Annotated in this window: 11 protein-coding genes and 1 pseudogene; 4 read left to right on the top strand and 8 right to left on the bottom strand. The window is 69.1% G+C overall.

All coding sequences use genetic code 11. The features are described 5' to 3' along the window. Positions 1 to 48: 48 nt before the first annotated feature. The 3 genes from MJ783_RS15660 to MJ783_RS15650 all read right to left on the bottom strand — a co-directional run bounded on the left by MJ783_RS15660 (position 49) and on the right by MJ783_RS15650 (position 7539). Positions 49 to 4740: an alpha-(1->3)-arabinofuranosyltransferase family protein gene (locus tag MJ783_RS15660; protein WP_239311177.1), complete on the bottom strand. Its 4692-nt coding sequence runs from the start codon at positions 4738 to 4740 to the stop codon at positions 49 to 51. 360 nt (positions 4741 to 5100) lie between these two features. Then, positions 5101 to 6537 carry a hypothetical protein gene (locus MJ783_RS15655; protein WP_239311176.1) on the bottom strand — a complete coding sequence of 479 codons (1437 nt, stop codon included), beginning with the start codon at positions 6535 to 6537 and terminating at the stop codon, positions 5101 to 5103. Positions 6538 to 6690: 153 nt separating this feature from the next. Then, on the bottom strand, positions 6691 to 7539 hold the full coding sequence (locus MJ783_RS15650) for a class I SAM-dependent methyltransferase (RefSeq protein ID WP_239311182.1): 849 nt from the start codon (positions 7537 to 7539) through the stop codon (positions 6691 to 6693). A 410-nt stretch (positions 7540 to 7949) separates the two neighbouring features. On the opposite strand from MJ783_RS15650, the gene rpsA reads away from it, so the two are divergent. Further along, on the top strand, positions 7950 to 9431 hold the full coding sequence (gene rpsA / locus MJ783_RS15645) for a 30S ribosomal protein S1 (RefSeq protein ID WP_239346579.1): 1482 nt from the start codon (positions 7950 to 7952) through the stop codon (positions 9429 to 9431). Positions 9432 to 9522: 91 nt separating this feature from the next. On the opposite strand, the gene MJ783_RS15640 is transcribed toward rpsA, so the two are convergent. Next, positions 9523 to 10218 carry an RNA polymerase sigma factor gene (locus tag MJ783_RS15640; RefSeq protein WP_239311175.1) on the bottom strand — a complete coding sequence of 232 codons (696 nt, stop codon included), beginning with the start codon at positions 10216 to 10218 and terminating at the stop codon, positions 9523 to 9525. Positions 10219 to 10547: 329 nt separating this feature from the next. Between MJ783_RS15640 and MJ783_RS15635 the strand changes: the two genes are divergently transcribed. Then, positions 10548 to 10913: an SHOCT domain-containing protein gene (locus tag MJ783_RS15635; protein ID WP_239311180.1), complete on the top strand. Its 366-nt coding sequence runs from the start codon at positions 10548 to 10550 to the stop codon at positions 10911 to 10913. A 113-nt stretch (positions 10914 to 11026) separates the two neighbouring features. On the opposite strand, the gene MJ783_RS15630 is transcribed toward MJ783_RS15635, so the two are convergent. Both MJ783_RS15630 and MJ783_RS15625 read right to left on the bottom strand, forming a co-directional pair. Beyond that, complete coding sequence (locus MJ783_RS15630) at positions 11027 to 11350, bottom strand: protealysin inhibitor emfourin (protein WP_239311174.1); 324 nt, start codon at positions 11348 to 11350, stop codon at positions 11027 to 11029. Between the two features lie 116 nt (positions 11351 to 11466). Next, positions 11467 to 12528 carry a M4 family metallopeptidase gene (locus MJ783_RS15625; RefSeq protein ID WP_239311173.1) on the bottom strand — a complete coding sequence of 354 codons (1062 nt, stop codon included), beginning with the start codon at positions 12526 to 12528 and terminating at the stop codon, positions 11467 to 11469. Here MJ783_RS15625 and coaE point away from each other — a divergent pair. After that, entirely contained in the window at positions 12527 to 13402 is an 876-nt protein-coding gene (coaE, locus tag MJ783_RS15620) for a dephospho-CoA kinase (protein ID WP_370651645.1), read from the top strand. The genes MJ783_RS15625 and coaE overlap by 2 nt on opposite strands. Before the next feature lie 239 nt (positions 13403 to 13641). Next, complete coding sequence (gene uvrB, locus MJ783_RS15615) at positions 13642 to 15801, top strand: excinuclease ABC subunit UvrB (RefSeq protein WP_370651644.1); 2160 nt, start codon at positions 13642 to 13644, stop codon at positions 15799 to 15801. 70 nt (positions 15802 to 15871) lie between these two features. Here the strand turns inward: uvrB and MJ783_RS15610 are convergent, their stop codons facing one another. After that, positions 15872 to 16201, bottom strand: coding sequence for a hypothetical protein (locus tag MJ783_RS15610; RefSeq protein WP_239311172.1), 330 nt, complete (start codon positions 16199 to 16201; stop codon positions 15872 to 15874). After that, positions 16198 to 16469, bottom strand: a pseudogene (locus MJ783_RS15605) (hypothetical protein); the annotation flags it as partial. The pseudogene MJ783_RS15605 and the gene MJ783_RS15610, both read right to left, overlap by 4 nt.

The raw sequence follows: 16469 nt of genomic DNA, 5'->3' as shown, positions 1-16469 counted from the left end.
GCCTCGCCAGCCGCGGTCGACCGGCGGGGATGCCGGTCAGGTTCGCAACTACCGGCGGTCACCGTGACCGCCCTGCACAGGCGCTGCTGGAGTCATCGCCGCCGCCCGCGTTCTCTCCTCGGCGGCGCCGTCCCGGTAGCGGTGTTGCACGGCCCGGACGACCGTGTCGGACCCCAGGAGCAGCACCGCGATCCACGACACGGTCGCGACCCGCCCGAATGCCTTGACCCACTCGCCGTTGATCGGGAGGTCGTGGCGGATCTGGACCTGGATGACATAGGCGGCGCTCATGGCCAGCAGGACCACCGGCCCGATCCTGAGCAGAATCCGGGCACGCGGTATGAGCAGCGCGGCCAGTGTCACCAGCCCGGTGGCGACGCCTGCCACCGGGTTCACCAGCGCCAGCGCGATCAGGGCGGCTGCCACCGCCGTGGGGATCGCCACCATGATCGGAACTCGGGCGGCCCGCGCCGCCGGTGCTTCGAAGGTGGGCAGATCGACGGTCACCGGGCCGGCCTGCGCACGTGACCGCCGGCGTTTTCTCGCCGTCACGACCAGCAGCGCGACACTCGACGCCAGCGCTGTTGCGGAGATCACCAGAGCGCGCCGTACCAGCCGTTGGGGTGCCCAGGTGAGGTTGACGGTGAAGCTGGACGCGGCCGGAGTGATCCGCCAGCCGTTGGCGTAGCCGTCCACGAGCCGGGGCGCGCCGTAGTCGATGGCTTCCGGGTTCTCCTTCGATCGTCCGGGTGTCGTCGCCTGCCAGCCGGCGGACAGGCTCTGCCCGAGCACCAGCCAGAAGGGCTTGCCGGGTTCCGCGTTGGTGACCCGCAGCGTGAACGAGGTTGCGGTGGATGCGCTGACCGTCACCGCGGGTACGCGGGCGGCGTTGCCGGCTGGCCCAGCCGGCGGATCGGCCGGGGTACCCTGGCTGGCCGGGGTGACCGATCCGCCGGCCGTGACCGGCGACGGGCCGCCCCCAGGCTCTGAGGACAGGATGAGCCTGTCCAGGTCGTAGCCGGCGTCAGCCCCTGCTACGGTGCGTAGCACGTGGTCGCCAGGTCCCAGGGTGATGGGCTGACCGCACAGCGACAGGGGCAGGCCCTTGCGGGCAAGCGCGTCGGCGCTGGAACCGGTGATTCGTACGGAGAGCGGGCGCCCGTCCAGCATGACGAGATCGGTGCGGCATTCGCCGGGAAGAGCCGCCGCGGCCCGCGGCGTCCGCAGGCCGGCGATGTCGACATCGGCCAGGCCTACCGGCATTGTGAGCTGGTGCGCATCGATCGTGTCACGGGTGGTGACTGGGCGGACGCTGTCGACGACAAGACGGATCTGGCTGCCCCGGACGGGGGGAAAGCTGAGGGTGACGGTCCTGATGCCGCCCGGCATGTCGGTGATCGGTGGGATGGTCAGCGTGTCCACCCGCCGGCCGTCCACGACCAGCCCGAGCACGTTCGGCACGGAGTGGCGTCCGTCGGCCGCCAGCGACAGGGTCAGCGCCGAGAAGCTCACCTGTTGCGGGGAGCTGACCTGCACCCAGTTACCGGCCTGCGCCCCGAAGCCGGGACTCCACAGCGTTGCCGGGTCCCCGTCGAACGCGCTGGCGCTGCCGGCCGCCAGGTCACCGGGCAGCCGGCCGGAGGACTCGGTGCTCACCCCACCCGACGGCAGCCCGGTGGCCCTGCCCAGCACCAGGTCATTGGCGTAGGCGGACGCGCGAGCGGTACCGGACAGGGCGAAGGTGCGCGCGGTGGGCAGGGTGAACACCCGGGCCATCGAGGCCTCGGGGTCGGTGCGGAACGGTTCCGCCGGGTTTGCCCGGTCGCGGGTGAGCTGCAGGGTGAGCCGGTGCGCAAGGGAGCCGGCGCCCGCCGCGGCAAGCAGGTCGGTGGGCATCCGCAGGAGCTCCCGCGCGTGCGGTGCGCTGCCGTCCGGCCGGATGATGTCGACTTCCGCGAACCCCACGCTGGACAGGCCCGTGTAGGTCGCGCGGGCCCCGATGTTGGTCGCGTCCAGGGTGATGTCCAGCCGGGTGAAGCCGCGGGCCGGGAAGGTCACGACCTGTCCCGCTGCGGTGCGTGACGCGTCGGTGAGATCCACGGTCACCGGTGATCCGCCGTCGAAGCGGAGTGTCGCCCGCGTGATCCACCGGTTGGGGGCGTCGCGCAGCGGCTGGATCAGGCGAATCCGGTCGGTGCGCACCGGCTCCGTCATGGTGATCGCCAGGCGCTGCCCGACCGGGTTGGTGAACGCGCCGACCCGCCACATGCTGTCAAGGTTGCCGTCGACCGCACCCGCCGGACGTTCCGACGGGCTGTAGGAGAAGGCGTTGCCGTAGTCGGTCGCGCCGACAGCGGCGATCTCGCTGGGCTGGTCGGGGGCGTGCAGCACGGCCACCGTCTGCGCTGTCGCGGTCTCGTCCGGGAAGACCGGCAGCCGGTTGTCGTTGGGGTCAGGAACCAGCGGGATCATGTCCGCGGTCTCGACGTACCCGTAGTCGTCTCGGACGGAGCTCCAGCGCTCGGCCCGGCGCCGGTTGCTGTCGGTGAGCAGAAGATCGGCGCCATCAGCCAGCGCCTGGTTGATCGACGCGGGGTCGGCTGCCATCGACGCGGTGTAGAGGATGGCCCGGTTCGCGGCGAGCGGGGTGGCCAGCAGGCCCGCGGCTGCCGCGTCCACCAGCCCCTCGCCGTTGCCGCTGACGAGCAGCGGTGCCGCGGTGGTCGCCGTCCGCACGATCGGCTGCGGGCGGGTGACGCCGAAGACGGCCAATGCCGGCGGGTTCGGGGCGTTCACGGGCGTGCCCAGGGCCAGCTCGTCATCGAAGGGAATGCGTGGCGTGTCGGTGACCGGCGGGCCGAAGGCGCGGGGCGCGGTAAGCCCCGCGGGCACCGGGCTGGTGAACAGCGCCCAGGTCGGCACCGGGCGCGGGGTGCGGAAACGCTCGTACTGCTGGTTGCTGCGCAAGACGATGTCACCGACGCTCATCAGCCGCGCGATGTCGGCGAGCCCGTCGGTTTCGAACACACCTTCCTGCAACCGGCGGTCGAGCGCGCGCAGCAGGTCGGCGGATGCGGCGGCGCTCAACGGGATCAGTTCGCGGACCAGGTACGGGCGGTTCGCGAGGCCGGGCAGGACGGGGTCGAGGGTGGTCCCCCAGCGGTAGTGCGCGAAGTCCGCGCCGGGCAGCTCCAGCGCACGGGTGGTGGAACCGGCCGCGTCGAGAGCGGCGGCGGCCTGCCGCTCGTAGCCGGGGATCTGTTCGGGGCGGTCCAGGCCCGCTTCGATGAACTGGCCGCGCCACAGCGGGCTCAGGTTCGCCACGACCAGGACGACCACGATCGTCCACGCGGTGGCGGGAACGAGGGACGGCAGCCTGGCCGAGATCCACGCCCGCCCGCCCAGCCGGCCGGGCGGGTGGTGGGAGCTGCGGCGTGCGAGCACCTCCGCAAGCCGTTGGGAGAGCGCGGCGAGCCCTCCAGCGAGCAGCACTGACAGGCTGAGCGCCACCAGCGGTACCGCGCGGGGCATCGATCGCAGCGCCAGCGCCGCCGTCGACGCCTGGGAGAAGGCGCGGAAGGCCGCGCCCAGCGGCGAGGGGCGGTCATAGGGGTACACACCTACCGCGACCGCGGTACCGACGACGAGCAGCGCGACGAAGTAGGCCTTGTAGCCCCACTGGATCAGGGCCGCGCCCGCCAGCGCGAGCAGCGGCAGCGCGAAGCTCACGACGATCACCCAGATGGTGTGGGTGTAGTCATGGGAGGCGACGATCCAGCTCCCCAGCGCGTCCGCGCCATAGAAGTACCAGTTGCCCAGACCACGCAGCACCTCTGATGCCTGGGATGCGCTGGCCACCGTCTTGAGCGTCTCGCTGTAGGCGAGTATGTTCACACCGTAGCCAGCCTGAGTGATCAGGCCCGCTATCCACCACGCCGAGCACAGTGCGATCATCACGGCGGTACGGATGATCATCCCTAGCGCTGGCCCGAGCCGGGCCTCGCGGGTGCCCCACAGGGCGAAGGGCAGCCACAGCATCGGCGCCAGCAGCACGAAGAGCAGGCTTGCCGCGTTACTGCTGCCGACCAGGGCGACCGTGACACCGAACGCGGCGGGCCAGCGCCAGCCGTCCGGCCGCCAGGCCGCGCGGCCTCCCCGGGCCTCGCGCAGCCCGCGGATGGTGATCCCGAGCAGCCATCCCAGGCCCGTGTAGGGCAGCAGGATCGCTGACATCCGCGCCTCATACTCCAGGACGTACGGGGTCAGCATGTAGCCGGCCGCGGCGACGAAGGCGAACCGGTCCGGCCAGCGGAACGACCGCATGCAGAAGAGCACGCCCGCACCGGCGAGGAACAGCACCGAGCCGGTCCACAGCCGCTGGGCGACCCAGGTGGGCAGCCCGGCGAGGTCCAGGAGCCAGAAGAAGGCGCCCTGCGGGAGCAGGAAGCCGATGTTCTGGTGGGTGACCGAACCCATCCCGACGTTCGGGGCCCACATCACCCCCGCGTGGCTGATCAACCGTTGCGGTTCCAGGTACAGGTAGGCCTTGGTATCGACGCCGACCCGACCGGGCGCGGTGAGCAGCAGCGGGAGGTAGACGATCGCGGCCAGCAGCGGCGCCGGCCATGGCGGCGGCCATCGGCGCTGGCGCGGCGACGGCCCGGCGCCACCGGCCGGCCGGCCGGTGAGCCGGCGGGAAAGACCTCGCCGCGGACGTGCGGATGGTGCGGTCAGGGTCACCCGTGCAGCCCAATCATCCTGGTGCGGCTCCCGGCCGCTGCTGCGCCCGGGAGGAGGACGGCAGCACGCAGCCATGCCCGGCTCCCCGGGCTGTGCGCTGATCGTGAGCTGCGTCCGGAGCATCCTACGGCGTGTTCCGGGAGCCGTCGTTCGATCATGGAGCCGCATCCAGGTGGTTGCTGGCAAGGCCGTAGGCCATACCGGTACCGGGTGAATTGTATCGGTATGGCCGAGAACGCGGCGCTGGCGATCCGCGCGGTGGCGATGGTGACGCCTGCGGCCCGCCCGCCCGCCAGCCCGTTCCGTCCGCCCGTGGCCCGGCCATTGCCCGCTGTCAGCGCGGGGAGACGGATCACACGTTCACCGGACCGCGGCGCGCCGGGCGCTGGACCAGACCAACAGGCCGGTGCCAGCGGCCAGCACGGCGTACAGGGCGAGCTCCAGCCGGGCTGTCGCCACCGCAGCGCCGCCCATCCACCAGATGCCCGCGATGGCGAGCGCGGCCGCGGCCGCGAGCATCACCAGGACCCCGCGCGCGCCGACGGCCAGCAGGTAGTGGGTGCACAGGACGGTTGCCCCAAGACAGGTCATCGCCCCGGCCAGGGGCGCGAACGCGCTGGCGCAGGCGGTCAGCCGCGGCCCGAACGCCAGCGACAGCCCCTGGGCCGGGGCGGCCACAGCGACGAGGAGAAGCCCCGCGGCCGGCACCGCGAGCATCGCCAGTGTCGCGCCCAGCTGGTGCAGCGCGTGGTGGCCGTGGTGGCGGCGGGCTGCCGTCTCGGGCAGCAGGAAGCCCCCCAGGACGACCGCGGCGAAGACCAGCACCTTGCAGGCGACGGACACCGCCGCGTAGGAGCCGGTCTCGGCGGAGCGGTATGCGCCGATCACCAGCACGTCGATGTTCTGGAGCACGCCCAGCAGGACGAGGGCGATCAGCGCGGTGCCGATCTCGACGGCCAGGCGGTTCGGCGCAGGCCCCGGCACCGGATAGCCGCCCGGGTGAACCGGGCGCGCCGCGCGGGCGGCGGGCAGGTCGATATACGCCTGGTGACGGCCGGAGCGCGTGGCGATGACCGTCCGTCCATGCCCGAGCCCGACGAGAACACTGAGGAGGATCGCCAGGCAGACACCGCCGACACCGAGGCCCGCCAGCACCAGCCCGACCGCGAGCGCCCCCCGGACCAGGCCTTCCAGCACCAGGTTCGCCGCCAGGCCCGCGTATGCGCGGGTGGACTGGAGCAGCCCGCGGTCCACGCAGAGCAGGCACCAGGCCGCGCCCGCGGTGAGAATCTCGGCGACACCGCGGGGGTTCGGCAGGGACAGGGCTGTGGCGATCACCCCCCGCAGCAGCAGGCTCGTCATCGCGGTCAGCGCGACCAGCGCGACACCAGCCCGCCGCACCCGCGCGACCCACTGGTCGATCAGTACCGTCTCGCCGGCCTGCTGCCAGGGTGTCACCGTGCGGACGACGCCGACGAGCAGGGCGCTGCCCGGCATGGACACCACGAAGAACAGCGCCAGCAACTGAGCCAGCGTCCCGTAGGAGGCAGTGGACAGCTGACGGGCCAGCAGCAGCGTGACGATCAGGTTCGCGATATTGGCGGTGATCGCGGCAAGCGCCAGCGGGGACGCGCCGCGGATGGCGCCCCGTAGCGCCCGCCGGGATGCCGCCGGGGGCGCGAGCGGGACTCCGCCGACCGGGCCGAGCGCGGGCGGATACGGGCGTTGGGCAAGCGGTACCGCGCCTACATCCACCGCGCCCGGACGGTTGGCTGCTGTGTCATTCCACCAGGTCACGACAGTAGCATTCCCATTGCTAATGGTAACAAGCTGGTAGCTGGAAATCCGTGGCCGGCCATGGCGGACTCCGGCCGGCCGACCCAAAGACACTTCGATCACCCGATTTGATCATCCAGTCTGGTTACCGCCGCATCACACGGGTGACCGCGTTCACCGGACGGGTTCTCCCGCGGGACCGGCGGCCTTCTCGGTCACGAAGATCGCGGTGGATGGGAACAGGCGGCCGCGTACCGGCCCCCACTGGCCCCACACCCGGTCATGGCCCGCCGGCCATTCCGGTTCGATCAGGTCGCGCAGGATCAGGCCGGCCGCCACCAGCTCCCGGACGCGGTCACCGACGGTCCGGTGGGTCTCGGCGTAGCTCGTCCGGCCGGCCCAGTCCCGCTCGACGTATGCTCGCCGGTCGAAGTAGCTCCGGACCACGGTGAGGCCCTCCTTGCCCGGATGATCGGGAAACGACCAGATCATCGGGTGCGTGGTGGAGAAGACCCAGCGCCCGCCGGGACGCAGCACCCGGGCGACCTCGCGCATGACAGCCGCGCTGTCCGCGACGAAGGGGATCGCGCCAAAGGCCGAGCAGGCCAGGTCCACGCTCGTGTCGGCCAGCGGCAACCGGGTGGCGTCGGCCTGGATCAGGGCCACAGCCACCCCGGTGGCGGCCGACAGCGTCCGGGCGTGCCGCAGCTGGCCGGCGGAAAGGTCCAGCGCCACCACGTCCGCGCCGCGAGTGACCAGCCAGCGGGCGCACTGTGCGCCGCCGCAGCCGATTTCCAGCACCGTCCGGCCGCGGACCTCGCCGAGCAGCCGCGCGTCCGCCTCCCGCAAGCCCTCCGGGCACCAGCGGAAGTCGGCGTCCCCGAGGAAGGCGCCGTGCTCGGCCTGGTAGTCATCGGCGGTGGCGTCCCAGTAGCCGCGGTTGGCCCATCTGGCGCTGTCGTCGTCGACATCGCTGTAGCCGAACTCAGCGGGGTGATACCCGCCCGGGGGGTACCGCGGCAGGACGGGCCGGGGCGCGTCCGGTCTGGCGGGTTCTGGTCCGTTCACGGCATCGATCCTCGCAGCGTCTTTCGATCTTCGAATGGGGGGTGGTTGTCCGTTGCGTGCGTCCCCGCGTCCCGATGGTGTTCCCCGGCCGCGTTCTGGTCGCGTCCCGGTCGGGTTCGCGGGTTGCGACGCGATCCACTCCGGCGCGGGACGAGGTTGACCCGCGATGGCGTTGACCACCCTGGACACCGATCCCTAGACTTGGGTCTGGCACGAGAGTCTGTGGATCTCAGACCTAGCAGATCCGCTCGAGCGTCGCTATCGGTACCGACAGTGTTCGTTTTGCACGGTCCCTGTCCCTCCGTCTCGGCGGTTCGATCCGGTCTCCCGTGTATACGACGAACCCGTAGTCCGGAGCCGACCCCTTGACGAGCACCACCGACGTACGACCCGTGGAGACCGTGACCACACCGCCCGCCCCGACCACCCCGCAGGTCGCGGTCAACGACATCGGCTCGGCTGAGGACTTCCTCGCCGCCGTCGATAAAACGATCAAATTCTTCAACGACGGTGACATCGTCGACGGAACCATCGTCAAGGTGGACCGCGATGAGGTGCTTCTTGACATCGGTTACAAGACCGAAGGTGTGATCCCCTCGCGGGAGCTTTCGATCAAGCACGATGTCGACCCGCACGAGGTCGTGACGGTCGGTGATCATGTAGAGGCGCTTGTCCTCCAGAAGGAGGACAAGGAAGGCCGTCTCATCCTGTCCAAGAAGCGCGCTCAGTACGAGCGCGCCTGGGGCACGATCGAGAAGCTCAAGGAGGAGGACGGCGTCGTCAACGGCACCGTCATCGAGGTCGTCAAGGGCGGTCTCATCCTCGACATCGGGCTGCGGGGCTTCCTGCCGGCGTCGTTGGTGGAGATGCGCCGCGTGCGCGATCTGCAGCCCTACGTCGGCCGCGAGCTCGAAGCCAAGATCATCGAGCTGGACAAGAACCGGAACAACGTGGTTCTGTCCCGGCGCGCGTGGTTGGAGCAGACCCAGAGCGAGGTCCGGTCGGAGTTCCTCGCGCAGCTTGCCAAGGGGCAGATCCGCAAGGGCGTCGTCAGCTCCATCGTCAACTTCGGGGCCTTTGTCGATCTTGGTGGTGTCGACGGCCTGGTGCACGTCTCCGAGCTCTCCTGGAAGCACATCGACCACCCGTCGGAGGTTGTGGAGGTCGGCCAGGAGGTCACGGTCGAGGTTCTCGACGTCGATCTGGAGCGCGAGCGGGTGTCGCTGTCGCTGAAGGCCACGCAGGAGGACCCGTGGCGTCAGTTCGCCCGCACCCACGCGATTGGCCAGGTCGTCCCGGGCCGGGTCACCAAGCTTGTGCCGTTCGGCGCGTTCGTCCGGGTGGACGAGGGGATCGAAGGCCTGGTGCACATCTCCGAGCTGGCCGAGCGGCATGTGGAGATCCCCGAGCAGGTCGTGAACGTCGGCGACGAGATCCTCGTCAAGGTCATCGACATCGATCTGGACCGTCGCCGGATCAGTCTCTCCCTCAAGCAGGCGAACGACTCCAGCGCCCTTGTCGGTGAGGGAGAGGCGTTCGACCCGTCCCAGTACGGGATGGAGGCCAAGTACGACGAGCAGGGCAACTACGTCTACCCCGAGGGCTTCGACCCGGAGACGGGGGAATGGCTGCCTGGCTTTGAAGACCAGCAGGCCGAGTGGGAGCGGCAGTACGCCGAGGCGCAGCAGCGCTACGAGGCGCACCAGGCACAGATCCGGGCCGCCCAGGAGGCCGAGGCCGCCGCGGTCGCTCCGTCGTCCTACACCTCCGCGGAGCCCGACCAGCCCGCTTCCGCGATCGATGAGGACGCGCTTCGCCGTCTTCGGGAGCAGTTCGGCCGGGAGTAGTCCTAGAACTGGGGCGGGTACGCCCCGGGCAGCGTACGGCGGGGCCCGCGGGAATCTTCCGCGGGCCCCGTGCGCGTCTGGTGTCTGCCGTTCAGTGGCGGACCCCTTCGCGCTCCAGCCGGACCGCTAGTTTCCGCAGGGCCGCGCGGATCCGGGACTTCGCGGTGCCCTCCGGAATGGTGAGCCGGGTTGCCACCTCGCGATAGGTGCATTCGTCGAAGAACGCGAGTTCCACCGTTTCCCGAAGCATGGTGGGCAGCTCCGCCACACCGCGGCGCACGATCGCCGCGGTGATCTCGGCCAGCACCTCGGTATCGGCGGCGGGGGTGTCCGACCGTGCGGCCAGCTCCCGGGCGACGGCATCGGAGGGCCGGCGCGCGTTCTCCCGCCGGAGCCAGTCAATAGCGCGCCGCCGGGTGATGACGGCCAGGTAGGCGCGCAGACTGCCACGGTCGGGATCAAACCGTAACGGGTGTTCCCACAGATGCACCAGGACGTCCTGCGCGATCTCGGCCGCGGCCTCGGGATCCGCGGTGATCCGGGCGGCCACGGCCACGAGGTAGCGGGCATAGCGGGCGTGCACGTCGGTGAGTGCCTGAGCATCGCCGGCGGCGAGCCGGGCATGCAGGTCGCGGAGCTGCTCTGCGGTGAGGTCGGCGGGCCGCGGTGGCTGTGCGGGCGGTGTGGCTGAGGCTGCGGACCGGGTGGTGGGCCGGGCGGGGACCCGTATGAGGGAAGCGTCTGCGGGCGGGTCGTCCGCGCCGCGGGGCGCGGCCGCGGAAAGCACGGCGCGAAGTGTCCCATGACCGAGGTGAGCGGTCCACCAGCACCTGCCTTCGGCGAGTGGTCGGCTCGGCGTGGCATCGATATACCAGAAGATCAACAGAATGCGGGAGGGATCGCCTGGAATTCATCTTGCGGGGGTGACCGGCCGGCCGTCACCGCCCGGCACGGTAGCGGGGTCCGCCGGTGGGTAATACACGGGGCAGCGATGCCGTGACTCGCGAGCCTTCTACCGGCTGTGTGGGTCGGGAACCAGAAGGGCGTGCGGGCGACCGAGGGGGTGGTCTCGTGCAGACCGGTTATCAGTATCCGTTGCTCAGTGTCTTCTGGACGATGCTGTGGTTCTTCTTGTTCATATTGTGGTTCTATCTGTTGTTTGTTGTCATATCAGATATTTTTATGAGCCATGATCTGTCCGGCTGGGGAAAGGCCGCCTGGGTTATTTTTGTGATTGTGCTGCCCTTGTTCGGCGTGCTGGCATATCTGATTTTCCGGGGTGATAGCATGCACGAACGCGCGGCGCGGCGGGCCGCGAGCCAGGACCGGGAGTTCCGCGACTACGTGCGCTCGGTCTCGGGAAGCTCGGCCTCGGGAACGGCGAGCCCGTCCGACGAGCTGACCAGGCTCGCCGAGCTGCGGGATCGCGGTGCGATCTCCGATGCGGAATTCGACCGGATGAAAGCCAAGGTGCTCGCCTGATCCCCTTGTCTGGCCGTTATACGTGCTGTACGTGTTATATGTGTTGGGGTTGTTGGTTGTGGATAGCGCGGTTGCTGTGGCCGTACGTCATGCCCGGTGGGGGCTGTTCGGTCCTACCGGTGGGCTGGCAGCAGCGGCGCTCTCGACAGCAGCGTGAGCAGCTGGCGCAGCTCCGCGGGGACCGGCTCGCTGAAGCGTCGGACGAGCCGATGTCCGCCCCGGTCGACCTCCAGGGTGTAGGTGAAGCGGTCGGGGCGGGCCGCCAGGGTGGACGGGCGGTCCGGACGGCCGCCGGACGCTTCCACGCCAGCGACGAGGCCACGCAGCCGCGCGGCCTCGTCGGCGGGGAGCGCGGCGCTGTCGAGACCACGCCTGATCGCTTGTCCGACAAACCCCCCCGACCGTTCCAGGACGATCCGCACGTGTTCATCACTCATTCCATGATTGTCACCTATGATCGTGTCGCTGGCTCGAGTTCGGACCAGCCGGCATCGCGCTGCCGGGAACCTGGGACGCGCCCCTGTTGCCCGGCGTTCTTACCCGGTGACGCTGACTACACGGTGACGCCGACGGCGCGCCATGCCTGCGTGACAGCCGTCACTTCGTCGGCGCCGAACAGCAGCCGGGCCTGCCGGACGGTGAGCGCGGCGAAGGCCCGGAAGGTGGAGTTCGGCCGCAGCCGCGCTGCCCGTAGCGTGTCGTACCAGATGAGGCCGGTCTTTTCCCAGGCCTTTCCGCCGATGGCCGCCGCGGCGAGGTAGAAGGCGCGGTTGGGGATGCCGGAGTTGATGTGCACGCCGCCGTTGTCGGTCGTGGTGCGAACATAGCCGTCCATGTGGCCGGGCTGGTTGTCCTCCCCGAGTACTGGGTCATCGAACGCCGTGCCAGGCTCTTTCATGGACCGCAACGCAGCCCCGGCCACACCCGGAGCGAGCAGATCCGCCCCGATCAGCCAGTCGGCCTGATCGGCGGTCTGCCCCAGCGCGTACTGCTTGACCAGCGAGCCGAACACATCACTCAACGATTCGCTGAGGGCGCCTGGCTGGTTGAAATACATCAGCTGCGCCTCGTCCTCGGTCACGCCGTGTGTCAGTTCGTGTCCGATGATGTCCAGAGAGGTGGTGAAACCGCTGAACAGCTCGCCGTCGCCGTCGCCGAAAACCAGCTGCCGACCGTCCCAGAACGCGTTGTCGTAGTGGTCGCCGTAGTGGACGCTCGCGCGCAGCGTGACTCCCTCGTCGTCGATGGAGTCACGGCCGTAGACGTCCCGCAGGAAGGCGAAGGTCGCGCCGAGGCCGTCGTACGCCTCGTTGACGGCGGTGTCCCCGGTGGGATCGCCGCCTTCGGCGCGTACGGGCCGCCCCGGCAGGATCTCCGTGCCGGTGGCGTCGCAGACGACCCGGTCGGCGGTGCCGGCCGGCGCCAGCCGGGGCAGCAGCGTGTCTGTGGGGCGGTTGCGCAGCAGGGCATTATACATCCGCACGGAGCGCACCGAGGTGTCGTGGGCCAGTGTGGACAGCGCCCAGGAGCGCTGCTCGTCGGTGCCGTTGCGCGCGATGCGCTCGAGCAGGTGCGACGGTACCGCGCAGGGCGCGTGGCGGTGGTATCCGGCCATGAGGCAGCTCCTGGAGGACGGACGTGAACGTCGGCTGCCGCTCTTCGGCCACGGCGCGACCAGCGGCCGGAACGTCACGGGCTCACCGCCGACCATGATGGATATCGCGATATATGTCTACTATTATTTTTTATATATTGTTTTTCGATTTCGGTCACTCACCGGAGTTGGTCCGCTGCCCGAACCCAGGTCCAGGCCCCGTGTCCCCTCGTGCCGGATGCCGCTCTTATCCGGATGCCGCCGTATCGGGGACAACCGGGGATGCGGCAGACTCGGCGACGTGCTGCGAGTGGGGCTGACCGGTGGGATCGGCGCGGGCAAGAGCGCGGTGGCGCGTATGCTGGCCGGCCACGGTGCCGTTGTGATCGACGCGGACGCGATCGCGCGGGAGGTCGTCGCCGTGGGCACGCCGGGGCTGCTGGCCGTTGTGGCGGAGTTCGGGCCGCATCTGCTGCGTGCCGATGGCAGCCTTGATCGGGAGGCGCTCGGGGCGGTGGTGTTCGCCGACTCCGCCGCCCGCCGTCGCCTGGAGGCGATCACACATCCGCTGGTCGGTGCGGAGGCGGTCCGCCGTATGGCCGCCGCTCCCAGCGACGCGGTGGTCGTGTACGACGTGCCGTTGCTCGTCGAGGCCGGGCTCTCCGGCGGTTACGATGTGATTGTCGTCGTGGAGGCGCCACCTGGCGTCCGCCTTGCCCGCCTGGAGGCTCGGGGGCTGGGGCGGGAGCAGGCGCTGGCGCGGATGGCGAACCAGGCGTCGGATTCCGCTCGCCGCGCGGTGGCCGACATCCTGCTGGACAACAGCGGCAGTTTGGAAGATCTTCGTGCTCGGGTGGACGAGGTGTGGACGAGCCTGCGCGGCCGTTGCCCGTAGGCCGGCGACGCGGCGTCGCGGGGCCAGGGCACGCACCTCGCCGCATCGCTCCCCATCCATCGCCGCGCGATGCACGGGTACCCCGGCTCGTCGGTCGCCACCCACCACCTCCGGTGGCTCCCTCCGCCGCCTCGCGCCGCACGCACCCCAGCCCCGCCCCTTGATCCACACCCCTGTTGCCGGAGCCTCTTACCGATGCCGGCCGGAAACTGTCGGACCGCTGTGGTGTTGTAGGACACGTGCCTCCCACCACTGATCACCCCGCCGCTGATCATCCTGGTAGCGATCGCCCGGGTAACGGCATTGACCGTTCGACCGCGCCGTTGCGGGTCGTGTCGGACTTCGAGCCGTCCGGTGACCAGCCGGCCGCGATCGCGGAGCTCGCCCGCCGCGTCCGTGCCGGTGACACCGACATCGTCCTGCTCGGCGCGACCGGTACCGGCAAGTCGGCGACCACCGCGTGGCTCGTCGAGCAGGTGCAGCGCCCGACCCTGGTGATGGCACCGAACAAGACCCTCGCCGCGCAGCTGGCCAACGAGTTCCGGGAGCTGCTGCCGCACAACGCCGTCGAGTACTTCGTGTCGTATTATGACTACTATCAGCCAGAAGCGTATATCGCCCAGACCGATACCTATATCGAGAAGGACTCGTCCATCAACGAGGAGGTCGAGCGGCTGCGCCATTCGGCCACCATGAGCCTGCTCACGCGTAGGGACGTGGTGGTGGTGGCAAGCGTGAGCTGCATCTACGGTCTGGGTACTCCGCAGGAGTATGTCGAGCGTATGGTCCGGCTGCGAGTCGGGGACGACATAGAGCGTGACAGGTTGCTGCGCCGGTTCGTCGATGTCCAGTACACCCGCAACGATCTTGCCTTTACCCGGGGAACGTTCCGCGTTCGCGGCGACACCATCGAGGTGTTTCCCGTCTACGAGGAGCTCGCCGTCCGGATCGAGATGTTCGGTGACGAGATCGAACGGATGGCCTATCTGCATCCGGTGACTGGGGAGATCGTCCGTGAGGCGAGTGATGTGTTCGTCTTTCCCGCCTCGCACTATGTCGCCGGCCCGGAACGGATGGAGCGGGCGATCGCGGGCATCGAGGCGGAGCTCGCCGAGCGGCTCGCCGAGATGGAACGCCAGGGCAAGCTGCTGGAGGCCCAGCGGCTGCGGATGCGCACCACCTACGACATCGAGATGATGCGCCAGGTCGGTTTCTGCTCCGGGATCGAGAACTACTCCCGGCACATCGACGGACGTGCGGCCGGCACCGCGCCGCACACGTTGCTCGATTACTTCCCGGACGATTTCCTGCTGGTCATCGACGAGTCGCATGTCACGGTCCCGCAGATCGGCGGGATGTTCGAGGGCGACATGTCCCGCAAGCGCAACCTGGTCGAGCACGGTTTCCGGCTGCCGAGCGCCATGGACAACCGGCCGCTGCGCTGGGAGGAGTTCTGCGCGCGCATCGGCCAGACCGTGTATCTGTCGGCGACACCCGGGCCATACGAGCTGTCCCGGTCCGATGGGGTGGTCGAACAGATCATCCGGCCGACCGGCTTGCTTGATCCGGAGGTCGTGCTGAAGCCGACCAAGGGCCAGATCGACGACCTCATCGGTGAGATCCGCACGCGCGCCGAACGCGACGAACGGGTGCTGGTCACCACGCTGACCAAGAAGATGGCCGAGGACCTCACCGACTACCTCCTCGAACTCGGTATCCGGGTCCGTTACCTGCACAGCGAGGTTGACACGCTGCGTCGCATCGAGCTGCTCACCGAGCTGCGCAAGGGTGAGTTCGATGTGCTGGTGGGTATCAACCTGTTGCGGGAGGGGCTTGATCTGCCCGAGGTCTCACTGGTCTCGATCCTCGACGCGGACAAGGAGGGTTTCCTGCGGTCGGACAAGTCGTTGATCCAGACTATCGGCCGAGCGGCTCGCAACGTCTCCGGTCAGGTGCACATGTACGCCGACACGGTGACTCCGTCGATGCGCAGGGCGATCGACGAGACGAACCGCCGGCGCGCGAAGCAGATCGCGTACAACGCCGAGCGCGGCGTCGATCCCCAGCCACTGCGTAAGAAGGTCATCGATATCCTTGACGACCTCGTGCGGGAGAGCGCACAGGGCGAGCTGATCGGTGGCGGTGGTCGCGCACAGTCCCGTGGGCAGACGCCGGTAGCCGGCATGCCGTCGAAAGCGGGCCATGACGGCGCGGTCGGACGCCACGCCGCGCAGTTGGCGGGCATGCCCAGCTCCGACCTGGCACAGCTCATCCGCCAGCTTGATGACCAGATGCACGAGGCAGCCAAGGAGCTGCGGTTTGAGCTGGCCGCCCGGCTGCGGGACGAGATCGCCGAGCTGAAGAAGGAACTGCGCGGCATGCAGGCGGCGGGCATATAGCTGCTCCGTCGCCTTCTCGCCTTCTCGCCGACCGGGATGCCGGCTCCGCGGAACGCCTGAAGCCACGCGGTCAGTAGGTCCGTAGAAAATCCATGCCAGCGATGCGGTCAATCGATTTCTTGAGCTGTTCGGGATCTCCACCCGTGATCGTTATTTCCATCATCAAAACGAGATCTTTTCTGCTCGGATACTGGTACCGTTTGTTTTCCTCCGCCTCTTCGGGGGCATCCATGTTCTGCTCGATCCGAGCTTCGAAGGCGGCTCCATCAAAGGAGTAGTACGCGCCGAAAAAGCTACTGTCGTGCGCTTCTGGTACCACGCCGAGCGCATCGCCGATCTCCTCGGCCAGCGTGTCGATGTCAGCCCGGCGGGATCCGTAGAGAAATATTTCGTCCGTCATTGTGGGAAAATAATCGAAGGCGATCTGCTGACCGCCGCGGAAAGGTCTCGATACGACATGAAGGCGACTTTTCTGCCGGCCAGGCCAGAAAGTTCTCTACTGAGGGTGAGCAGGTCGAGCGCCTTGAGCTCGCGATTTCTGAGTGGGGCGGTCCGATTACCGTGCCCGCGAATCTCGACGCCAGCCTCCCGCGCCCGTCTGAAAAGCGACTGATCGGCAATCGCGACGTCGAAGTCGCTCTTTCTGGCCACGTCGAACGGCACCCTTT

This window comes from Protofrankia sp. Cj3, assembly GCF_917627355.1.
Classification (GTDB): domain Bacteria; phylum Actinomycetota; class Actinomycetes; order Frankiales; family Frankiaceae; genus Protofrankia.
The sequence above is the reverse complement of the archived record's forward strand: the minus strand, read 5'-3'. Positions and strand labels throughout refer to the sequence as shown.